Consider the following 20,953-nt stretch of genomic DNA (forward strand, 5'->3'; position numbering starts at 1 on the left):
AGCGGCTGCGTGAACTGTTGGCGCGTCGCGGCGCCTGCTTCTTCACCGACATGCGGGGCGATAGCGACAAGGCCACGCTCGACGCGCTGTGGGACCTCGTGTGGGCGGGGGAGGTCACCAACGACACGTTCAGCCCGGTGCGGGCGCTGAGCGCGGCGCGCCGCGCCGGCACGGGTGGCCGCGCCGGCGGCCGGCCGCGACCGGGCCGGCTCGCCAGCCTCGGCCCCCCGACCGCGGCTGGGCGCTGGTCGCTTACCCACCATGACGACGACGGCGACGCCGCGCCGAGCAAGGAGCGTGTCGCCACGGCGATGGCGAGCGCGCTGCTTGAGCGCTACGGCGTGGTGACGCGCGGCGCCGTGCGCGCCGAAGGCGTCACCGGTGGATTCGCCGCGGTGTACGCCGCGCTGAAGGCGATGGAGGAGGGCGGCCGCATCCGGCGTGGCTATTTCGTCGAAGGCCTCGGTGGGGCGCAGTTCGCCCTGCCGGGTGCGGTCGAGCGGTTGCGCAGCGCGGCCGTGGCAGAGGACGAGAGTGAGCCCGGCGCCGTCGTGTTGGCGGCCACCGACCCGGCGAACCCGTACGGCATCGCCTTGCCGTGGCCTGTGCGCGGACCCCAGCGTGCCGCCGGCGCGTTCGTGGTGCTCGTCGGCGGCGAGCCCGTCGTGTATCTCGAAAAGGGCGGCAAGACGCTCACCGACCTCACGGTCGGCGCAGGCGACGCCGAGGCACCTGACGACCGCGACGAGCGTTTTGCCCTCGCCGCAACGGCGCTGGCGCAGTTGGTCGACGGTGGACGGTTCCGGCGACTCGTTTTGGGCAAATACCCCGATGCGATGGAACGGCACCTGCTCGCGGCGGGCTTCACCGCGGCGCCCAAAGGCCTCACCCGTTACGGCCGTGCCTGAGGGCGACACCATTGCTCGCGCCGCCGCGTCGCTGCGCGAGTGGCTGGTCGGCCGCGAGATCTCTGCCGTCGACGCCCGCGACGTCGCCGTGGCGCAGCGCGCCGAGAAGCTCGTGGGCCAGCGCGTCGACGCTGTCGATGCGCGCGCCAAGCACCTGCTGATCACCGTCGGCGACCTGGTCGTGCACTCGCACATGCGCATAACCGGTTCGTGGCACGTCTACAGCCGCGGCGACCGCTGGCGTTACCGCCACGACGCCATGCGTCTGGTGCTCGAGGCCGGCGACCGACAGGCGGTGTGCTTCAACGCTCCGGTGGTGCGCGTGCTGCCGCGCCGTGAACTCGCCACGATCCCGGGCCTGGCCACGCTCGGGCCCGACATCCTCACGGGCCTCGACCCGGCCACGGCGGCGGCGCGATTCGACGCCGTCGACCCGGCCACGCCGATGGGCGACGCGCTGCTGGACCAGCGGGTGATCTCGGGACTCGGCAACATCTGGCGCTGCGAGACGCTGTGGGCGCAGCGGGTGCACCCGCGCACGCCGGTCGGCGCCGTCGACCGATCGACGCGCGAAGCCCTGGTGCGCACGGCCGCTGGCCTCATGCAGGCGAGCGTCGCGCCCGGCAATCACCGGCCGCGGGCCGAGGTCTACAAGCGCTCCGGGCGGCCCTGCGGACGCTGCGGCACGGCGATCGTGTCCGAGCGCATGGGCCGCGACAATCGCACCGCCTACTGGTGCCCCAATTGTCAACGGCCGCGGTCAGGTATCAACCCTGTGGGCGATTCCCACGTTTTCGCCACGGATCGGTAACAACTGCTCAATGGCCGGCCAACGGCGCCGATAAGCACGATGTGACACCGTTCCCGGCACTGCATACCTCGGCGAATCACGACGCCGAAGAGCACAGGGTCGCGGCGCGGAAGCTCGCCGAAGACGCCGAGTCCTGGCTCGCCGATCTCGACGCCGTCCTGGGCGAAGCGCCCAGCGCGTCGAGCGTCGCTCGCTAGTCCTCTCCGCCTTCCCGGCTCCCCGCGCCGTAGTCTGCGGTCGTGAGCGAGCCGCGCGAGCGAACCGAAGGAACAGCGCCGTCTGCAACGGCGGCGCCCGAAGGGCGCTGACCGGTGCAGTACTACCTGTTGCGCGCCGAAGGCGCGGGCGTGCTGTGGGGCCTCAAGCCGACGCCCACGGGGGCGCGCTACGAGTGGAACGTCACCAACCGCTCGTCGGTACCGGTGCGCATCCGCTCGGTCCGCCTGGTCTTCGACATGCACCGGTTCAAGGGCGCGCCCCAGGTCTTCCGCAACGGCTATCAGTCGTGGTCGGCGTCTGACGTCGCCACGTTCGGCACCGCCCGCGACCCGTCCTTCGGCGCCGACAACCCGTTCTTCCAGGCGGCACACCACGCGGACGCCGACACCGTCGCCAACGAGTACGAACTGCGCTCGGAGTGGGTGACGGTCATCGGTGACGACAGCGAGCACAAGCTGCTCGTCGGGTTTGTCGGTTCAGGTAAACACGACGGCACGCTGCGCTTGACCCACGGTGTCGAGGGCGACGTCGAACTGCACGCCGAAGCGTTTCTCGGCGGCGTCGAACTCGGCCCCGGCGAGTCGTTCCAACTCGACCCCGTTGTGTTCGTCAACGGCACCGACGTGGACGGACTGCTCGCCGGGTGGGCCGACGAGGTCGGGGCCAAGGCCAAGGCTCGGGTCGACGCGCCGTTCCAGGTCGGCTGGTGCTCCTGGTACCACTACTTCGACAAGGTCACCGAGCACGACATCCGCGCCAACCTGGCGCGGGCCGCGGATTTTCCTTTCGAGGTGTTCCAGATCGACGACGGTTACCAGTCGGCCATCGGAGACTGGCTGACCACCAACGACAAGTTCCCGAGCGGCCTCAACGCCCTGGCGCATGACATCGCAGCGTCCGGGTACCGCCCGGGGATCTGGTTGGCGCCGTTTCTCGTCGCCCCCGACTCCCACGTGGCCCGCGACCGCCCTGATTGGATCGCGCAGTTCCGCCCCGGCAAGCCGCTCAAAGCGTGGGTGAACCCGGCGTGGGGTGGATTCATGTACGCCCTCGACACCAGCAATCCTGCGGTGCTCGACCACCTCGAAGCGCTCGCGCGCGCACTCAAGGAAATGGGCTTCAGCTACCTGAAGCTCGATTTCACCTTCGCCCCGAGCTTCGACGGCATCTGGCACGACCCGAAACTGACGCCCGCCCAGCGCGTCCGCGCCGGCTTCGACGCCATCCGCCGCGGCGCCGGTGACGACGCGTTCATCCTCGGCTGCGGTGTGCCGCTCGCCCACGTTGTGGGCGTGGTCGACGGCAACCGCATCGGTCCTGACGTCGCACCTCTCTGGGAACCGGCGCCCGAGACGGAAGTGATCGCCGGCTACCTGCGCACGCAGCCCGCGACGAAGTTCGCCCAGGACGCAACCCGCTTGCGCGCCTTCATGCACCGTCGCTTCTGGCTCAACGACCCTGATTGCCTGATGCTGCGCACGACACAAACCCGTCTCAGCGACGCGCAAGTCGACGAGTGGGCCCGCACCGTGGGGGAGTCGGGCGGGATGGTGCTGGTGTCGGACGACTTGTCGTTGTTATCCGGCGAGGCGGCGCAGCGGTTGCGCGAGACCATCGCCACCGGACGGGCCGCCGACGACAGGGCGAGGCGCCGCTAGGGCGAAACGCCGAACGAGCGCTTCGGTGCGCGCCTGCGCGGCGCGCCGTTCGGCACAGGCAGCAGCGGCGTTGCGAGCGGCGCCCGCGTTCCCCAACTGGAGCAACCACGAAGTGAGACTCGATGCCATGTGGACCACCCTACGGATCGAGCATGTCGGTCAATCGACGGCGACATGAAGGTTTGGTGAAGGCGCTGGCGTACCCGGGCGCCGTAGGTTCTTAACCAATGAATGTCGTGATTTCCGAGGCGACGGTCGTCGACGACGACCTCGTCGCCGCCTTCGCTCGCCTGATCCCGCAGCTGTCGTCCTCGAATCCGGCGCCGGACCGTAACGCGCTGGCCGCCATCGTGGACAACCCTGATGTGTTCCTGTTCCTGGCGCGCGACGCCGACGACGCCAAAGACGATGAGCGTGGTCGCATCATCGGGTCGTTGACGCTGGTGACCTTTCGTATCCCGACGGGTCTGCGGGCGTGGATCGAAGACGTCGTGGTGGACGATGCCATTCGACGTAGCGGAGCTGCCACCAAGCTCACGACCACCGCGCTGGCCAAGGCCAAGGAACTGGGCGTGGCGACGGTCGACCTCACGTCGCGCCCGTCGCGCGAGGCCGCGAACGCGCTCTACCAGAAGCTCGGCTTCGAATTACGCAACTCGAACCTGTATCGCTACGCGCTCTAGGTGAACCGGCGCTACCTCTTCGCGGCCATCGGCCTGGCTCTGGTGGCGCTCGTCGCCGTCCTCGTGGCCAAGGGCACCGATCCCAACCGCGTGAGTGGCGTCAGCACCATCCATTCGGCGAAGGACTTGCCCGTCATCGAGCACGGCCCGCTGCCGTCGCTCGACGCCGGCAACGGCTTCATCGGCGCCGCGCCCAACCTCAAGGGCAAGGTCGTGCTCTACGACTTCTGGACCTACAGCTGCGTCAACTGCGTGCGCACGCTGCCCTACATCGAGTCGTGGTACTCGCGCTACGCGCCGGACGGTCTCGTCGTGGTCGGCGTGCATTCGCCCGAGTTCGACTTCGAGAAGATCCACCACAACGTGGCCGCTGCAGTCAAGAAGCTGCACGTCAACTATCCGGTCGTGTTCGACGACGACATGGCGATCTGGAACGCCTTCCACAATCAGTACTGGCCGGCGAAGTACCTGGCGGACCGCGACGGCGACCTGCGCTACGTGCACTTCGGCGAGGGTGGCTACCTGGAAGCCGAAGACGCCATCCGCGCCCTGCTCGGCGTGGCCAAGGATGCCCCGCGCGCCGCCGACCCCAACCAGCGCCAGGAAAGCCTCACGGCCGCCAACACGCCCGAGACGTACCTCGGCTCCGAACGCGGCGGTGACGACATCGTGAAGCTCACCGGCCGCTGGAGCACGACCGACCAGTACATCGAGTCGAAGGACGCGCACGAGTACCTCAAGCTCAGCTACCACGCCGGTGAGGTGAACCTCGTGCTCGACCGCAGCCGGGAGAACCCGACCTACGCGGTGGTCGAGCTCGACGGCAAGCCGGTCGCGGCGGAGAATCGTGGCGCGTCGATCGTCGAGCGCGACGGCCAGACGGTGGTCGACATTGATGCCGCCGACCTCTATCACCTGATCGCCCACGGCCCGAAGGGCAATCACATCCTGACGTTCCACCCCGGTGGTGCGGGCGTGCAGGCCTTCGCCTTCACGTTCGGCGACTGAGGCCGGCGCCGCGATGTTGCGCGACGCGATCGCGTTGTTCGGCGCCGGGGTGGCGTCGTTCCTGGCGCCCTGCGTCGTGCCGCTGTTGCCGGCGTACATCGCCATGGTGGCCGGGGAGTCCAAGCGCGCCGTGCAGGGCACGCTGCTGTTCGTGCTCGGCTTCACCATCGTGTTCGCCGGCCTGGGCGTGGCCGCCGGCGCGCTCGGTTCGTCGCTCACGCACTTCCGCAGCGGCCTCGAACGCGTCGGGGGGGTGGTGGTCGTCGTGATGGGCCTCGCCCTGCTCGACGTGATCCACATACGCGAGCGCCGCGCCATTCTCACCGTGCCCAAGTCGTTCGGCGTCGCGCGCCCCGTCGTGCTCGGCATCGCCTTTGGGGCCGCGTGGTCGCCCTGCGTCGGTCCGCTGCTGGGCGCCGCACTGGTGGTGGCTGCGTCGTCGACGAATCCGGTCAAGGGCGGCACGTTGCTCGGCGCCTACGCCCTCGGCATCGGCGTGCCTTTCCTCATTGCCTCACTCGGACTCGCGTCGTCTGACAACTTCAACGCCTGGCTGCGCCGTATCGCCCCGCCGCTCCAGCGCGTCGCCGGCGCCCTGCTGCTTGTTCTCGGCGTGCTACTCACCACCGGTTGGTACGACCACCTCACCAGCTACCTGGCCCGGTTCACTCCGTCGGTAGGAGGTCTATGAGCAACGCCTCGACACGTGCGCGGATCTCGTCGCGCACGCGCCGCACGAACTCGACGGGCTGACCGGCGGGGTCGTCGAGGGGCCAGTCTTCATAGCGCGTGCCGGCCACGTACGGGCACGTGTCGCCGCAACCCATGGTGACGACGACATCAGCCTCGTGCAGGTCCGATTCCGTCCAGCGGCGCGGCGTCTTCGTCGCGATGTCGATGCCGACCTCGCGCATCGCGGCGACAGCCGCGGGATTGACCTGCGCCGCCGGTTCGGTGCCGCCGGAGTAGGCGTTGGCACGGCCCGCCGCCAGATGCTCGAACCATCCGAGTGCCATCTGGGACCGACCGGCGTTGTGGATGCACAGGAACAACACGGTGGGCTTCACGTGGTCACCGGCTCCCGGGCGAACAGGTAGCGCCCGACGACGATCGCCAGGACGCCGCCCACGAGTTGGGCGACGACGAAGCCGGGGGCCGACGACGGGCGGATGCCGGCAAAGGTGTCGGTGAACATTCGGCCCACGGTGACCGCCGGGTTGGCGAACGACGTGGACGACGTGAACCAGTACGCCGCCGCGATGTAGCCGCCCACGGCGAAGGGCGCGTACGCCTTCGACGCCGCGTACGGCAGCGAGATGACCACGAGGAGGAGGCCGAAGGTGGCGACGACTTCGGCGAACCACAAGGCACCCGCCGAGCGAGTGTGGGTCGACAGCGTCGCCGCCGGCAGTTGGAACATGAGGTTGGCCGCCACGGCGCCGGCGACGGCGCCGACAAGTTGCGCGCCGACGTGGACCGCGCCGTCGACCCAGGTCAGCGAGCGGTCGACCAGCGACAACAGCGTGACGACGGGGTTGAAGTGGGCGCCCGAGATCGGCCCGAACACGATGATCAGCGCTGCCAAACCTGCACCGGTGGCGGTCGAGTTCTCCAGCAGTTCGAGCCCGACGTTGCCCGGCGACAAACGCTGCGCGGCGATGCCCGAGCCCACGACGATGGCGACGAGAAAGAACGTGCCGAGCCCTTCGGCGACGCCGCGCCTCAGCAGCAACTGCAGTCCGTCATCACCTCGGCGTCCTCGACCACGGCGTAGATCTCCCACGGCCGGTTGTCCGGGCCCTCGACCCACACTTTGTCCTGCACGGCGTAGCAGCACGTGGTGCGCTCGCCGCCTTGGGGCACGTCGTCGACCGACTCGACCTCGATGCCGAGGTGATTGAGCGAACCGGCGTCGGCGGCGTTCTCGATCAGCACGAGCTTGAGTGGCGGGTCGGCGACGGCGAAGTTGGCGTAGCCCGGCTTCACCTTGTTCGGCTCGGTCTTGAACAGATCCGAATAGAAGGCGACGGCCTCGTCGATGTTGGAAACGTTGAGCGCGAGCTGGACCCGTGACATGGCTACCTCCGTTGGATTTACAATGATCAATATGTCGAAAAGATCGACGGATGTCAATACAACGGCCGCGGCGTTCGCCGCACTCGGCGACCCCGTTCGTCTGGAGATCTACCGCTGCATCGCCAAGTCCGACGGGTCGTGCTGCTCGTGTGATCTCGAAGCGCCCGTGGGCAAGTCGCAGCCGACGATCAGCCACCACACCAAAGTCCTCGCCGAAGCCGGCCTCATCGAGGGCGAGCGCCAGGGCCGGTGGGTGTACTGGCGCGTCGTTCCCGGAGCGCTCGCCAAATTGAAAGGCGCACTGCCCGAGTAAGGTGAACCATCGTGGCTGAGTCGATCACGATCACTGACAACCGGACTGGCGAGTCGTTCGAGATCCCTATCGCCAACGGCGGCGTGGACTCCGCCGATTGGCGCAAAGCGCTTCCCGACGTGTTCTTCTACGACCCGGCGTTCATGGTCACCGCCGCCTGCGAAAGCTCGATCACCGAGCTCGACGGCGACGCCGGCATCCTGCGCTATCGGGGCTATCCGATCGAGCAGCTGGCCGAGCACTCGACGTATCTCGAAGTCGCCTACCTGTTGCGTAACGGCGAGCTGCCCACGCCCGCGCAGTACGACGAATGGGTGCACGAGATCACGCACCACACCTACATCCACGAGAACATGCGCAAGCGCTTCATGGAGGGCTTCCACTACGACGCCCACCCGATGGGGATGTTCGTGTCGGCCGTCGCCGCGATGTCGACCTTCTATCCGAAGGCCAAGGAGATCGGGCGCAAGAGCTCGCGCGACAAGCAGATCACCCGCCTCATCGCCAAGATGCCGACCCTGGCGGCGTGCTGCCACCGGTTCTCGGTCGGCATGCCCTTCGTGTATCCCGACAACAACCTTCCGTTTGCGGCGAACTTCCTCAACATGATGTTCAGCCCCGACGAGAAGTACCCCTACAGCGATCCGACGATCGCCAAGGCGCTCGACCTGCTGTTCATCCTCCACGCCGACCACGAGCAGAACTGCGGCACCACGGCGATGCGCGTCGTCGGTTCGTCGCATGCAGATCCGTACATCGCCTGCTCGGCGGCGGCGGCGGCGCTGTACGGACCGCGCCACGGCGGGGCCAACGAGCAGGTCATCCGCATGCTGATGGACATCGGTTCGGTCGACAACGTGCCGGCGTTTATCAAGTCGGTGAAGGAAGGCTCCGGCGGGCGCCTCCAGGGCTTCGGCCACCGCGTTTACAAGAACTTCGACCCGCGCAGCCGCATCATCAAGAAGGCGGCCGACGACGTGTTCGCTATCACCGGCAAGAACCCGCTGCTCGACATCGCCTTGAAACTCGAAGAGGCCGCCCTCGCCGACGAGTACTTCACGAGCCGCAAGCTGTACCCGAACGTCGACTTCTATTCCGGACTCATCTACCAGGCGATGGGCTTCCCGCTCGAGATGTTCACCGTGCTCTTCGCCATCCCGCGTACGACGGGTTGGCTCACGCACTGGGAAGAGATGCTCGAGCAGGACTCGAAGATCGCCCGCCCGCGCCAGCTCTACATCGGCCCCGAACCGCGCGACTACGTCCCGCTGAACCAGCGCTGATCTGCGTCGTCGTTGCCGACGACCACGGGGCGCGCCAGGCGAGTCACTCGCTGCGCGCCGCCGGGTGGGGCGGGGTGGCCTTCGAGACGAACATCGACGCGGCCCGGCGCACGGCAGAGAGCGGACGGGCGTGCGTGCTGAACGTGTCTCGCCTCGACGCCGCCACCGTCGAGCCGCTGCTGGCGGAGTCCTACGTGTACGACTGGCGCCAGCCGCCGCCCGAGATGTCGCAGGACGAATGGCTGGTGCTCTACGGCGCCGGCGAGTTCACGGAGCGCACGCGGGCGAACCGCCTGAAGACGGCCACCGCCAAGATCGGCGACGACTTCGAGCGCTGGCGCCTCAGAGGGCCAGCGGAGTAGCGGGCACCGCCGGCCAGCCTTCGGGCAGCAGCAGGTTGCCCGTCGCGGTGCGGAAGATCACCTGCCACTCGTGGTAGCCGCGGTAGGCGTTGGGGTTGAGGCTGAGCCGCTGGGCGTAGTCCTTCACCGCGTTCACGTACTTCGGCGTCGGGTTGTAGTGGTGCAGCGCGTCGTCGAGGCGCACGGGCGCCCCGTTGGCCGCCAGATACCGCGCCGCGCCCATGATGGCGTCGCGGTTCGAGTGGATGTCGCCCCCGTTGCCGTAGGCGGCCCACGTGGCCGGCAGGAACTGCATCGGTCCCTGCGCACCCGCCGACGAGTCGCCCACGACCCGGCCGAGTTTGGTTTCGACGAGGTGGATGGCGGCGAGGACCTCCCACGGCACGCCGGTGGCGGCGGAGGCCTGGTGGTAGTAGCCGAGCAACTCGTCGGCGCCCGCGACCGGCGCGATGTGCCACGCGGCGGGCGGCGCCGTGGCGTGCGAATGGCCGAGCGACAGCAACTCGCGCGTCGCCGCCACGTTCAGCGCCAGCGGCTGGCGGAGGTCGTCGGGCAGTGCGGCGCTGACCGCGGCCTCGAACGACGGGTCGAGGGCGCCGATGCGGCGATACCCGAGCTCGAGCGCCCAGCCGGCGTTGTGCACGACGTCGAGCGGGGTGGCCGGGTCAAGCGTGGCGTACTCGGCGGCCGCGACGGCCTTGGCCGTGGTGACGGCGTCGGCGGATGTGGTGCCGGAGAAGTCGGGCGGGGGCGCCAGGGTCGTCGTGGTCGTGGGCGCCACGGTGGTCGACGGGGCGGCGACGGTGGTCGTGGTAGCCGTCTGCACCCGCGCCGCCACGTGGGTCACCGGCACGGGTTTGGCGCTCGGGTGGTAACCGGCCAGCAACGAACTCGCGACGAAGACAGCCCCAACTGCTCGACGTTTCACGAAACGGGCCCCAACCTGAATACCGGACCGGTCAACGACAACACCCACAACTCCCCGCTCGCGTCCTCCCCAAAGCTACTGGGTTGCGCGACGCTCACGGGCGCGTCCCGGGCGACACCGCCGATGTCGGCCACGAGCGTGCCTCGGCAGTTGTCGGTGAACAGGTACGTACCGACGAGGCCCGGGATGCGGGCGCCGCGGTACACGTAGCCGCCGACGATGGCGCACGACCCGTTGGTGTGAGGGACTTCGAGCTCGGGGTCGACGGCGCCCGGCGGCATCGCTCCGCCGTTGAAGGGGTGCTTCGCCTCGCGCTGGTTCCAGCCGAAGTTGACGCCCCGCGCGCCGGAGCCGACGTGGTCGACTTCCTCATACAGGTTCTGGCCGACGTCGCCGATCCACTGCTCACCCGTCTTGCGGTCGAAGCTCCAGCGCCACGGGTTGCGCAGGCCGTACTGCCAGATCTCGCCCTTGGCGCCGGTCGTGTGCACGAACGGGTTGTCGGCGGGCACCGAATAGCCACCGTTCGGGTTCGGCGCGATGCGCAGGATCTTGCCCCGCAGCGAGCCGAGGTTCTGGGCGTTGCCGAACGGATCGCCGGCGCCACCGCCGTCACCGGTGCCGATGTACAGGTAGCCGTCGGAACCAATGGTCAACTCGCCGGCGTTGTGGTTGGCGTATTGCGGGTGCGGGATCGCCAGGATCGTGTGGCCGCCGCTCGCGTTGGCGTGCCCGCCGCTGTAGGGATAGGCGACGATTTGCGTGTCGCCGTTGACGTCGGTGTAGTCGACATACATCGTCGCCCCGTCCTGCGAGAACGCCAGGCCGAGGAGACCTTGCTCGTCGCTCGTCGAGACGCGGTCGGTGATGTTCAGGATGTCCAGCGGGTCGACCGTCGCCGAGGACGCGCCCACCCGCAGGCGCGTGACGATGCCGCCCTTCTGCGCGATGTAGACGGTGTTGGCGTCGCCGGTGCGCACCGCCAGTGCGATCGGACGCGTCAGCGTCGCCATCTTCACCGCCGCGAACTTGGGCACCGTCGTGGTGCCGCCCCCGCTGGCGGTCGTCGTCGCCGTCGCGCAGCACGCGGCGGTACTCGTCGACGACTTGTGCGCAGTACTCGTGGTGGCTGCCGCGGCGGTGCTGGTGGTCGTGGTGCTGGCGTCGTCGACGCAACAGGTCGTCGTCGTTCGCTTCGTCGTCGACGGGCCGCGGCGGGTCGCCACCTTGTGGTCGTGGCCGCTGCACGCTGCGCCGAGCAAGGCGACGGTGAGCGCCGCCGCCAGCGCCTTGCCGAACTTCATCGCGTGATGACCCGCACCAGGCCTTCTTGGACGACCGACACGGCTAGTCGCCCGTCCTGAGTGAAGATGCGCCCTTCGGCGAGGCCACGCGCGCCCGACGCGGAGGGCGAGAACTGGTCGTAGAGCAACCACTCGTCGGCCCGGAACGGCCGGTGGAACCACATGGCGTGGTCGAGCGAGGCACCCATGATGTTGCCGTCCTCCCACTTCATGCGGTGGGCGTTGAAGATCGAGTCCATGAGCGTCATGTCGGACGCGTAGGTGACGACGCAGTCGTGCAGCAGCGGGTCGTCGGGGAGCTTGCCGTCGGCGCGGAACCACAGACGCTGCACGGCGTCGGCCGGGTCGCGGTCGTCGTCGCGGGTCTCGACGTCGGGCGGGTTGGTGATGAAGCGCAGGTCGATCGGGCGCGGGCGCGTGTACCAGTCGCCCATCTGCTCCTTGTAGGGCTCCATGCGCGTCTTGAAGTCGGGCAGCCCTTCGGGTTCGGGCAGGTCGTCGGGGATCGCCATGGCGTGGTCGATGCCGTCCTCGACCACCTGGAACGACGCGATCAGCGTGAAGATGGCGTGACCGTGCTGGATGGCGTTGACGCGCCGCGTGGTGAAGCTGCGCCCGTCGCGGATGCGGTCGACCTCGTAGATGATCGGTGTGGTCGGGTCACCGGGCCGCAGGAAGTAGGCGTGCAGCGAATGCACCGGTCGTTCGGGATCACCGGGCCGGATCGACTCCTGCACGGTGCGGCCCGCCGCCACCAGCGCCTGGCCCGCCACCTGGCCGCCGAAAACGCGCTGGCGGTTCTCGTCGGGTGACTGGCCGCGGAAGATGTTGACCTCGATGCGTTCGAGGTCGAGCAGGTCGATGAGATCGTCGAGCGCCGGCTGATCCGTCGGTTCCATTGCCCCATCGTAGGAGGGAGCCGCTACGCCTTCTTCTTCAGCAGCCGGTACACGCCGCCGTTCTGCGACAGCACCCACAGCTCGCCGTTGGTGTCCTGGGCGAAGGAGACCGGGCTGTCCACGTGGACGTTGAGCGGCGTCGCCGTTGTCCCGTTGAAGGCGAACAGGTTCCCGAGGCAGTAGTCGGCGTACACGAAGCTGCCGGCGAGACCGGCGATCTTCTTGCCGCGGTAGACGTAGCCGCCGGTGATCGAGCAGCTGCCGTCGGCGTGGGTGTACTCGAACACGGGGTCGACGTTGTTGGCGGGCTTGGCGCCGCCGTTGTAGGGGTGGAGGCCCTCGCGCTGGTTCCAGCCGAAGTTCGCGCCGGTGGTATTCGCCGCCACGTGGTCGATTTCTTCGTAGGTGTCCTGGCCCACGTCGGCGATCCAGAGATCATGGGGCGCCGCCTTGTCGAAGGACCACCGCCACGGGTTGCGCAGGCCGAGGTCGACGATCTGCACCGTCGCCGCCGGGTTGCCGGCGTCGATGCGCAGCAGCTTGCCCAACAGCGACGTCGGGTTCTGGCCGTTGCCGTTGGGGTCGCCGGAGCCGCCGCCGTCGCCGGTGCCGATGTAGAGCAAGCCGTCGGGTCCGAAGGCGATGTTGCCCCCGTTGTGGTTGGTGTAGGTCGGGTGCGGGATCGCAACCACGGTGCGCTGCTGTGACTTGTCGGCCACGCCGTTGGCGAAGGGGTACTCGTAGACGCCGTTGTCGTGATTGCTGTTGCTCCAGTAGGCGTACAGCTTCGTCCCGGCGGCGTTAAAGGCGATGCCGAGCAGACCCTGCTCGCCGTTGTCGCGCACCCGGTCGCTGAGGTCGATGACGTTCGTGCCCGACACACTGATCGGCTTGCCGAGCGTCACCTTCTTCACGATGCCGTTCTTCTGCGCGACGTAGAGCGACTTCTTGTCGCCGGTGCGCAGCGCCACGGCGATCGGCTCGGTCAGCGTGAAGGCCAGCTTGACCTTGACGCCGATGGCGGCGTTTGCCGGGGGCGCCGAATACGCCAGCGCGGCGACGACCGCGACGGCGAGGGCCGAATACCGTACGGCTCCATGACGGCGTTTCCCGACGGCTTCCTGTGGGGCACGGCCACCGCGGCCCATCAGGTCGAAGGCGGCAACTGGAACAACGACTGGTGGGCGTGGGAGTGCAACCCGGACTCGGGCTGCGCCGAGCCGTCGGGCGATGCGTGCAACCACTGGGAACTGTTCGAGCATGACCTCGACCTCCTCGCCGGGTTCGGATTCAATGCCTATCGCTTTTCGCTGGAGTGGAGTCGCGTCGAGCCCGAGGACGGGCTGTGGTCGCGCGCCGCGATCGACCACTACCGTCGCGTTGCCGAAGCGTGCCGCCAGCGCGGCATCACGCCGATCGTCACGTTCCATCACTTCACGACGCCGCGCTGGGTCGCCCACCACGGCGGCTGGGAGGAGCCGACGACGGCCGACCGCTTCGCCGTGTTCTGCCACCGCGCCGCCGAGCACCTCGCCGACCTCATGGCCTACGCCTGCACGATTAACGAGCCGAACATGGTGGCGACCCACGGCTACCTGACCGGAGGCTTCCCGCCCGGCCGGCGCGATCCGGCGCTGCGGCGCGCCGTCAACGACGTGTTCGTCGACGCCCACCGCAAGGCCGTCGACGCCATCCACGCCGCCGCGCCGGGCGTCCCCGTTGGTCTCACTCTGGCGATGCAGGACAACCAGGCGCTGCCCGGCGGCGAGGCGTACCGCGACCGCGTGCAGCGCAACCTCGAAGACGTCTTCCTCGAAGCCGTACGCGGCGACGACTTCCTCGGCGTGCAGTGCTACACCCGGGCGCGCTTCGGTCCGGAAGGCAACGTCGCGCCCGAAGACGGGGTGCCGCGCACCCAGATGGGCTACGAGGTGTGGCCCGAAGCGCTCGAAGCCTGCATCCGGCGCGCCTACGCCGTGACCGACGGCGTGCCCGTCATCGTGACCGAGAACGGCATCGGCACCGACGACGACGCGCAGCGCATCGACTACGTCACCCGCGCCCTCGAAGGCGTGAAGCGCTGCCTCGCCGACGGCATCGACGTGCGCGGCTACCTGTACTGGTCGTTGCTGGACAACTTCGAGTGGGCGCTGGGGTACCGGCCTACGTTCGGACTCGTCGCCGTCAACCGCCACACCTTCGAGCGCCACCCGAAGCCGTCGGCCTACTGGTTGGGTGAGATCGCCTCGGCGGTACGATGAGCTGATGGCAACGACGATCGCCGACCTACGCGCCCGCGCGAAGAGTCCGAGCGGGCAGAAGGCGATCAAGTACACGATGGTCTCGATCATCGCCGTGGTGATCACGCAGATTGCGCTGCTGGCGTTGCAGTTGTTCCACGTCGCCCCGGTGCCGGCGAACCTCATCGCCTGCACCATCGGCGGCGTGCCCAGCTACTACCTGAACCGGCGCTGGGCGTGGGGCAAGTCGGGCAAGAGCCACCTGTGGAAGGAAGTCGTGCCCTTCTGGACGATGAACTTCATCGGTATCGGCTTCTCGACCGTGTGCGTCGCGTTCGCCGACCACTACGGCAAGGCGCACATCGACACGCACCTGATGCGCTCGCTGTTGGTGAACGCCGCCAACCTCGGTTCTTTCGGGATCCTGTGGATCGGCAAGTTCCTGGCGTTCAACAAGTTCATGTTCGGCGTCGAGCATGGATGACGCGTTACGGGCGGTTGCGGCGCGCACCAAGGGTTTCATGCCGGTCGACGAGGGCAACGCGTTGCACGAGGCGGGCCTCGTCGCCGCCCGCAGCGGGCTCGGCCCGCTCGTCGAGATCGGTACGTACTGCGGGTTGTCGTCGATCTACCTCGGTGCGGCGGTGCGCGCCGGCGGCAGCGTGCTGTTCACCGTCGACCACCATCGCGGCTCGGAGGAGAACCAGGCCGGGTGGGAGCACCACGACACCGACCTCGACGATCCGCTGACCGGGCGCATGGATACCCTGCCGTTCTTCCGTCGCACGCTCGCCGATGCGCGCCTCGAAGACGTCGTGGTCGGCGTCGTCGGCGACTCGCCGACGATCGCTTCCGTGTGGCGCACCCCGCTGTCGTTGCTGTTCATCGACGGCGGCCACGGCGACGAGCCGGCGTGGGCCGACTACAAGGGCTGGACGCCGCACCTGGCGTCCGGCGGGTGGCTGGCCATCCACGACGTGTTCCCGAACCCGGCCGACGGCGGGCGCCCGCCCTACGAGCTGTACCGCCACGCCGTCGACAACGACGGCTTCGTCGACGTCAGCGCTACCGGCAGCTTGCGCGTGCTCCGCAAGGCGTAACACCGCTTCGCCACAATCGGCGGATGCGTGACTACCGCCGTGCCGACCGTATCCGCGCCGCCATCTGCGTGACGCTGCGGGCGGCGCCGGCGCCGCTGACGATCCCCGAACTCGTCGCCGCGTTGACGGGCTGGGGGCTCAAGCTCGGCCCGAACGCCAACAAGCTCGTATCCGACCTGGCGCGCACCGCGGTGAACCGCGGTCAGATCCGCCGGGCCGGACGCGGCCGCTACGCCGCTGGCGAGATCCCGGCGTCGACGGCGTACTACATGCGCGTGCGCGTCAACCGCTACATCGCCGACCCCACGCAGCCGTACTCGCGGCCGGACAACTACGCGCCCGCCGGGTCGCCGCTGGTCGCCGGGTCGCCGCCGGTCGCCGGGTCGCCGCCGGTCGCCGCGCCGACCGTGACCGCCGAGTCACCGCACCTCTAGACACCGCCCGTTCCATCGCTGTGCAAGCGAAAGCCGCTCCTGGCAACCCGCGGGCCCGGCCGCCGCCGCCAACGGCACTGCTCGGCGGCGGGTGCAGTGAGTCGTGTCGCTGTGCAAGCGAAAGCGCCGTGGTCACGCGCGGGCCGCGGCCGCCGATGGCGCGCCTGAAGGTGCCGGTACAGAGTCACGTCGCTGTGCAAGCGAAAGCGATGGCAGGCCTCGGCGGTTGCGGGCGACGGACAGACACCGCGACCAGCACACCAGCGCCCCAAGAAGTGGAGCGCTTTCGCTTGCACAGCGATGGGCGGGGTGGTCGCCCGGGGTGGGGGGGTGGGCGGCGTGGTCGCCCGGCGTGGGTGAGTGGAGCGGTCACCGGCGGCGATCCGGCGGCCGCGCCGGCGCAGCGCCGCCGCTACGCGCAGCTGAAAGGCGGGAGCAACTCGTCGCCGACGAAGATGTCCCAGGCGGGCGATTCCTCGCGGAGGGCGTCGTCGGCGAGGACGATGGCCGCCGCGGTGTACGACGAGCGTTCACCGTCGGGGAAAAACACCTCCGTCGGCTCGACGGCGATACCGGTCCAGTACGAGCCGTCGCTGTCGCGATGGCCGCGGGTGGTGTCGAGCAACCACTCGGCCTTGGCGCGTTCGCCGACGGCGAGATGCGCCAGCGAGCACTCGGCGGTCTCGGCGGCGGTGATCCACGCCGAGTCCGACACGCAGCGCACGCCGCGCTTCTCCGGCGTGAACTCCTCCCAGCGCTCGAGCAGGCGGGCGCGACCCGCGACGCCGTGCACCGCGCCGCACAGCACGGGGTAGTACCAGTCCATCGCCCAGGGCTCTTTCGGCTCGAAGGCGTGTGGGCGGTTGGCGACGGCGTGGGCGAGCATGCCCGCCGACTTGCGCCAGTGCGGCCGCTCGATGCCGAGGGCGTCGGCCAGCGCGATGGCGCAGCGCAGCGAGAAGGCGGCGCTCGACGAACCCGTCAGCAGCCCGTACGCGGGCGGCTCGAGCGACCACAACAGCACGCCGGAGGGTTCTTGAAGCGACAACGCGAACTCGACGGCGGCCTCGAGCATCGGGAACATCTCCGCGATGAAGGCGCGGTCCTCGAAGATGCGCAGGTGATGCCACAGGCCCGTGGCGACATACAGCGACACGTTGGTGTCGCGGCGCGGGTCCTCGACGACGTCGCCGGCGAGGTAGTACGAGCACCACGACCCGTCGTCGTGCTGCAGGCCGGCGAGCCAGTGGTAGGCGGCGTCGGCTTGGTCGCGGTAGCCGCCGATGGCGAGTGCCATCGCCGCCTCCACGTGGTTCCACGGGTCGGCGTGGCCGCCGGGGAACCACTCGATCATCCCGTTCGGAAGTTGCAGTTCAGCGATGGACGCGATCGTCTGCTTACGTTCGGCCGGAGTAAGCACGTCAGTCCTTCCTCGCATAGATGACGAGCGACTTGCCGATGAACGGCGCCGTCGCCGCTTCGGCGAGGCGCAGCGGCAGCGGGTTGTCGGTGATCTGCCACGTGAGCAGCTGGTGGTACGCCTTCACCAGCGGGTGCGTGTCGTTCGACACGCCGACGGCGCACTTGAGCCACCAGTACGGCGAGTGCAGTCCGTGCGTCGACGCCACGCCGGTGACGGTGAGGCCGGCGTCGCGTAAGCGCTGCGTGATCACCGACTGGCGGTAAATGCGCACGTGGCCGCCCGGCGTCATGTGGTACTCGTCGCTCAGCGCCCAGTTGATCAGCTCGGGGCCCCAGCGCGGCACCGTGATGCCGAGCGTCCCGCCGACGCGCACGACGCGCGCCAGCTCTTCCATGGCGACGGTGTCGGTGGGGATGTGTTCGAGGATCTCGCTGGCGATGACGCGGTCGAAGGCCCCGTCGGCGAAGGGCAGCTTCAGCGCGTTGCCCACCGACGTCATGCCGACGCCCGGCGACGGGATGTCGCCGTTCTCCTGCATGGCGAGCAGCAGGCCGGCGGTGGTCTTGACCTCGACGTCGTCCATGTCGAGGGCGACGACCTTGGCGCCGCGCCGGGCCGCCTCGTAGGCGTGGCGCCCGGCCCCGCAACCCATGTCGAGCAGATAGTCGCCCGGCTTCACACCCAGGCGGTCGTAGTTAACGGTGAGCACGCAGCACCTCTTCGTATTCGCGCACGGTGCCCTCGGCGCACGCTTTCCAGGTGAACAGTTTCTCGACCCGCTTGCGACCGTTGCGCTCTAGCGACTGCCGCAACTTGCGGTTGTCGAGCACCTTGACGATCGCCTGGGCGAGCGCCCCGGGGTCGTTCGGCGGCACGAGCACGCCGGTCGTGCCGTCGGTGCCGACCACTTCGGGCAGCGCCCCGCCCGTGGTCGCCACCAGCGCCGTCGAGCACGCCATCGCTTCGACGGCGGGCAGCGAGAAGCCTTCGTACAGCGACGGCACCACCGCCACCTCGGCTTCGTTGAACAGCTCGACCATCCGGTCGTCGGAGATGCCGGTGTTGAACTGCACGATGTCGGACAGGCCGAGTTCGGCGACGCGCTGGGCGACCTTCGAACCCGATCGCGGCTTGCCGACGAGCGTGAGGGTGACGTCGCGCTCGGTCTTGACCTTGGCGACGGCTTCGAGCAGCGGCATGAGCCCCTTGAGTGGCACGTCGGCCGACGCCGTCGTCATCAGCCGGCCCGGCACCTTCTTGACGTGGGGCAGTCGGCGGAAGCGTTCATGGTCGACGCCCACCGGCACGACGCCGAGACGGTCGAGGTCGACGCCCATCTGAGCGTTGATGTCGCGCTTGGACGACGTCGACACCGTCACGAGTCGCGGAAGTTGGCGCGCCACCCGCTTCTGCATGCCGAGGAACTGATACCAGCGGCGCAAGGTGAGCTGGCGCGCGCCCTGCGCCGCCGCCAGGTCGAGGTCGCGGTCGACGGTGATCGGGTGGTGCAGCGTCGTGAGCAGCGGCCAGCCGTCCTCCACGACGCCGAGCAGGCCCGACCCGAGGCACTGGTTGTCGTGGACGATGTCGAAGTCGCCCTTGCGCTGCGCCAGCACTCGTCGGATCCGGTGGCTCCACGTGCGCGGTTCCGGGAACCCGCCCGAGGCCATGATGGCGAACTCCTCGACGTCGATCCACGACTTGAACTCCCACGGCCACGGGATGCGGAACGGGTCGGGCTCCCGGTACAGGTCGAGCGACGGGACGGGCGTGAGCTTCACGCCGTCGTCGAGCACGGGGTACGGCGGGCCGGCGAACACCTCGACCTCGTGGCCCAGGTCGACGAGCGCCTTGGTGAGATAGCGGGTGTAGACGCCCTGGCCGCCGGAGTACGGGTTCCCGCGGTAGATCAGGAACGCGATGCGGAGGGGCCCGGCCATGAGGGAGACAGGCTAGCGACTAGCAGCCCCAACACCACCACGACGACGGGCACGTCGCCCACCCGCTGGTAGGGCGTGGTGCCCGCGCGCGTGTGCAGAACGGTGACCGCCGCGGCGCGGGCGCCCAGTCGGGACCGCTTCCAGGTGTGTCCGTGGGCGTCGACGAACACCGAATGGCCCGTCGGCGCCGCCTGGACGAGGTCGCGGCCCGTCTCGACCGCCCGCAGCCGGGCGGCGGCCACCTCCTGGCGCGGGACCTGCCGCCCCTTGAACGACGAGGCGTTGGTGGGCACCAGCAGGATCTCCGCGCCACCGTGGACGGCCGTGCGGGCGCGATCGGCGAAGAAGACCTCGTAGGAGATCATCACGCCGAGCTGGCCGGCCCGGGTGAGCAGCACTCCGTCGCCGTGGCCGGCGATGGCGTCGCGGGGGACGGGTGTGATGTTGGCCAGGTGTTTCACCAGGCTCCGGGCCGGGACGTACTCGCCGAAGGGCACCCGGTGGACCTTCTCGTAGCGGTCGACGATCTTGCCGCTGCGGTCCCAGACGACCGCGGCGTTGCGGAAATGGTGCAGGCCCGAGTCCTCGACCACCCCGGCGACGAGCGTCGTCTGGAGTCCCGCGGCCAGGTCGCCGACCTCGAACTTGACGGGGTCGCGGGCGATGGGACCGGCCAGGTCGATGACGTCCTCGGGCCACAGCACGAGGTCGACGGGGCGCTGCAGCCGCGCCGTCGCCCGCTCCTGGTTGCCGAATACGTCGGTGCCCACGTTTTCGATCGCCCGCAGCCCCCGCGGGCCGCCACCTTGGGCGTAGGCGACGCGCAGCGAGCCGGTGGCCTTCGGCGTTGGTACGAACCAGCTGCCACCGACAATCGCCGCTACCAGGGCAAACGCCCACAGTCGGCGGGTGGCCACCAGCGTGAGGACCAGCACGACCGCCAGGTCGCCGGCCAGCCGCGCCACGGGCAGGAGCGGCCCGTTGACCTGCCCGAGGGCGACGCCGGCGAGGGGCAGGCCCCCGAGTGGCCAGCGGTAGCGCAGCAGTTCGCCCAGCGTCACGAGGGCCGGAAACGCCCAGTCGTGTTTGACCGGGATGAGGAACGGCAGCGTCGTGAGCAGGACCTCGATCAGCATCAGCCCGACGAAGGCGACCACGGCGAACTCGAGTGACCAGGCGAGTCCGACGAGGAAGTACGCGGTGTTGAACGCCGCCGCGGTGCCGAGGCGGTGGCCGCGCTGCCACGCCCAGAAGAACAGGGCGTAACCGACAGGCGCCAGGAACCACAGCCCGAACGGGGGCAGGGAGATCCCCACGGCGAGGCCGCCGGCGACCGCGACCAGAAGCGGCTTCACGCGGCGGAT

26 protein-coding genes are annotated in these 20,953 nt (G+C 69.2%); 15 read left to right on the top strand and 11 right to left on the bottom strand.

The window, feature by feature from the left end; all coding sequences use genetic code 11:
• The 7 genes from VHC63_16055 to VHC63_16085 all read left to right on the top strand — a co-directional run.
• On the top strand, nt 1-908 hold a 908-nt coding region (locus VHC63_16055), incomplete at its 5' end, for a DEAD/DEAH box helicase (protein ID HVV38121.1).
• On the top strand, nt 901-1,719 hold the full coding sequence (locus tag VHC63_16060) for a DNA-formamidopyrimidine glycosylase family protein (GenBank protein ID HVV38122.1): 819 nt from the start codon (nt 901-903) through the stop codon (nt 1,717-1,719). The genes VHC63_16055 and VHC63_16060, both read left to right, overlap by 8 nt.
• A gap of 41 nt (nt 1,720-1,760) precedes the next feature.
• Entirely contained in the window at nt 1,761-1,916 is a 156-nt protein-coding gene (locus VHC63_16065; GenBank protein HVV38123.1) for a hypothetical protein, read from the top strand.
• Between the two features lie 114 nt (nt 1,917-2,030).
• Nucleotides 2,031-3,596 (top strand): glycoside hydrolase family 36 protein, encoded by a 1,566-nt coding sequence (locus VHC63_16070; protein HVV38124.1) that lies wholly within the window; start codon nt 2,031-2,033, stop codon nt 3,594-3,596.
• A gap of 227 nt (nt 3,597-3,823) precedes the next feature.
• The gene (locus tag VHC63_16075) at nt 3,824-4,279 is read left to right on the top strand and encodes a GNAT family N-acetyltransferase (GenBank protein HVV38125.1); all 456 of its coding nucleotides are present in this window, start codon (nt 3,824-3,826) and stop codon (nt 4,277-4,279) included.
• On the top strand, nt 4,280-5,287 hold the full coding sequence (locus VHC63_16080; GenBank protein ID HVV38126.1) for a redoxin family protein: 1,008 nt from the start codon (nt 4,280-4,282) through the stop codon (nt 5,285-5,287). It begins immediately after the preceding gene.
• Between the two features lie 13 nt (nt 5,288-5,300).
• The gene (locus VHC63_16085) at nt 5,301-5,978 is read left to right on the top strand and encodes a cytochrome c biogenesis protein CcdA (GenBank protein ID HVV38127.1); all 678 of its coding nucleotides are present in this window, start codon (nt 5,301-5,303) and stop codon (nt 5,976-5,978) included.
• Here the strand turns inward: VHC63_16085 and VHC63_16090 are convergent.
• Genes VHC63_16090 through VHC63_16100 form a run of 3 tightly spaced genes read right to left on the bottom strand, consistent with a single transcriptional unit; the run spans nt 5,953 to nt 7,363 of the window.
• Complete coding sequence (locus VHC63_16090; protein ID HVV38128.1) at nt 5,953-6,354, bottom strand: arsenate reductase ArsC; 402 nt, start codon at nt 6,352-6,354, stop codon at nt 5,953-5,955. The genes VHC63_16085 and VHC63_16090 overlap by 26 nt on opposite strands.
• On the bottom strand, nt 6,351-7,019 hold the full coding sequence (locus VHC63_16095; GenBank protein ID HVV38129.1) for an MIP/aquaporin family protein: 669 nt from the start codon (nt 7,017-7,019) through the stop codon (nt 6,351-6,353). The genes VHC63_16090 and VHC63_16095 overlap by 4 nt, the downstream gene beginning before the upstream one ends.
• Nucleotides 7,010-7,363, bottom strand: coding sequence for an ArsI/CadI family heavy metal resistance metalloenzyme (locus VHC63_16100; protein ID HVV38130.1), 354 nt, complete (start codon nt 7,361-7,363; stop codon nt 7,010-7,012). The genes VHC63_16095 and VHC63_16100 overlap by 10 nt, the downstream gene beginning before the upstream one ends.
• A gap of 31 nt (nt 7,364-7,394) precedes the next feature.
• On the opposite strand from VHC63_16100, the gene VHC63_16105 reads away from it, so the two are divergent.
• From VHC63_16105 to VHC63_16115, 3 genes are all read left to right on the top strand, one after another.
• Nucleotides 7,395-7,676: a metalloregulator ArsR/SmtB family transcription factor gene (locus tag VHC63_16105; GenBank protein HVV38131.1), complete on the top strand. Its 282-nt coding sequence runs from the start codon at nt 7,395-7,397 to the stop codon at nt 7,674-7,676.
• A gap of 11 nt (nt 7,677-7,687) precedes the next feature.
• Nucleotides 7,688-8,959 (top strand): citrate synthase, encoded by a 1,272-nt coding sequence (locus tag VHC63_16110; GenBank protein ID HVV38132.1) that lies wholly within the window; start codon nt 7,688-7,690, stop codon nt 8,957-8,959.
• Between the two features lie 134 nt (nt 8,960-9,093).
• Nucleotides 9,094-9,321, top strand: a complete 228-nt coding sequence (locus VHC63_16115) for a hypothetical protein (GenBank protein HVV38133.1) — start codon at nt 9,094-9,096, stop codon at nt 9,319-9,321.
• On the opposite strand, the gene VHC63_16120 is transcribed toward VHC63_16115, so the two are convergent.
• Nucleotides 9,302-10,249 carry a lytic transglycosylase domain-containing protein gene (locus VHC63_16120; GenBank protein HVV38134.1) on the bottom strand — a complete coding sequence of 316 codons (948 nt, stop codon included), beginning with the start codon at nt 10,247-10,249 and terminating at the stop codon, nt 9,302-9,304. The two genes, VHC63_16115 and VHC63_16120, sit on opposite strands and share 20 nt — an antisense overlap.
• Nucleotides 10,246-11,262 (bottom strand): PQQ-dependent sugar dehydrogenase, encoded by a 1,017-nt coding sequence (locus VHC63_16125; protein HVV38135.1) that lies wholly within the window; start codon nt 11,260-11,262, stop codon nt 10,246-10,248. Before VHC63_16125 ends, VHC63_16120 begins: the two co-directional genes overlap by 4 nt.
• On the opposite strand from VHC63_16125, the gene VHC63_16130 reads away from it, so the two are divergent.
• On the top strand, nt 11,222-11,560 hold the full coding sequence (locus tag VHC63_16130; protein HVV38136.1) for a hypothetical protein: 339 nt from the start codon (nt 11,222-11,224) through the stop codon (nt 11,558-11,560). The two genes, VHC63_16125 and VHC63_16130, sit on opposite strands and share 41 nt — an antisense overlap.
• Here the strand turns inward: VHC63_16130 and VHC63_16135 are convergent.
• Both VHC63_16135 and VHC63_16140 read right to left on the bottom strand, forming a co-directional pair.
• Complete coding sequence (locus VHC63_16135; protein HVV38137.1) at nt 11,550-12,452, bottom strand: acyl-CoA thioesterase II; 903 nt, start codon at nt 12,450-12,452, stop codon at nt 11,550-11,552. The two genes, VHC63_16130 and VHC63_16135, sit on opposite strands and share 11 nt — an antisense overlap.
• 23 nt (nt 12,453-12,475) lie before the next feature.
• Nucleotides 12,476-13,600 carry a PQQ-dependent sugar dehydrogenase gene (locus VHC63_16140; protein ID HVV38138.1) on the bottom strand — a complete coding sequence of 375 codons (1,125 nt, stop codon included), beginning with the start codon at nt 13,598-13,600 and terminating at the stop codon, nt 12,476-12,478.
• Here VHC63_16140 and VHC63_16145 point away from each other — a divergent pair.
• The 4 genes from VHC63_16145 to VHC63_16160 are packed head-to-tail and all read left to right on the top strand — an operon-like array spanning nt 13,550 to nt 16,226.
• The gene (locus tag VHC63_16145; protein ID HVV38139.1) at nt 13,550-14,713 is read left to right on the top strand and encodes a glycoside hydrolase family 1 protein; all 1,164 of its coding nucleotides are present in this window, start codon (nt 13,550-13,552) and stop codon (nt 14,711-14,713) included. The two genes, VHC63_16140 and VHC63_16145, sit on opposite strands and share 51 nt — an antisense overlap.
• Before the next feature lie 4 nt (nt 14,714-14,717).
• Nucleotides 14,718-15,176, top strand: coding sequence for a GtrA family protein (locus tag VHC63_16150; GenBank protein ID HVV38140.1), 459 nt, complete (start codon nt 14,718-14,720; stop codon nt 15,174-15,176).
• Nucleotides 15,169-15,792 carry a class I SAM-dependent methyltransferase gene (locus VHC63_16155; GenBank protein ID HVV38141.1) on the top strand — a complete coding sequence of 208 codons (624 nt, stop codon included), beginning with the start codon at nt 15,169-15,171 and terminating at the stop codon, nt 15,790-15,792. Before VHC63_16150 ends, VHC63_16155 begins: the two co-directional genes overlap by 8 nt.
• 23 nt (nt 15,793-15,815) lie before the next feature.
• Nucleotides 15,816-16,226 (top strand): hypothetical protein, encoded by a 411-nt coding sequence (locus VHC63_16160; protein ID HVV38142.1) that lies wholly within the window; start codon nt 15,816-15,818, stop codon nt 16,224-16,226.
• Nucleotides 16,227-16,638: 412 nt separating this feature from the next.
• On the opposite strand, the gene VHC63_16165 is transcribed toward VHC63_16160, so the two are convergent.
• From VHC63_16165 to lnt, 4 genes are read right to left on the bottom strand one after another with little or no spacing between them, the layout of a single operon-like run.
• Complete coding sequence (locus VHC63_16165; protein ID HVV38143.1) at nt 16,639-17,646, bottom strand: hypothetical protein; 1,008 nt, start codon at nt 17,644-17,646, stop codon at nt 16,639-16,641.
• 1 nt (nt 17,647) lies between these two features.
• Nucleotides 17,648-18,358, bottom strand: a complete 711-nt coding sequence (locus VHC63_16170; protein HVV38144.1) for a class I SAM-dependent methyltransferase — start codon at nt 18,356-18,358, stop codon at nt 17,648-17,650.
• Nucleotides 18,345-19,589, bottom strand: a complete 1,245-nt coding sequence (locus tag VHC63_16175; GenBank protein HVV38145.1) for a glycosyltransferase family 4 protein — start codon at nt 19,587-19,589, stop codon at nt 18,345-18,347. The genes VHC63_16170 and VHC63_16175 overlap by 14 nt, the downstream gene beginning before the upstream one ends.
• Nucleotides 19,559-20,944 (bottom strand): apolipoprotein N-acyltransferase, encoded by a 1,386-nt coding sequence (lnt, locus tag VHC63_16180; protein ID HVV38146.1) that lies wholly within the window; start codon nt 20,942-20,944, stop codon nt 19,559-19,561. Before lnt ends, VHC63_16175 begins: the two co-directional genes overlap by 31 nt.
• Nucleotides 20,945-20,953: the final 9 nt, after the last annotated feature.

It is taken from the genome of Acidimicrobiales bacterium, from assembly GCA_035546775.1.
Classification (GTDB): domain Bacteria; phylum Actinomycetota; class Acidimicrobiia; order Acidimicrobiales; family JACCXE01; genus JACCXE01.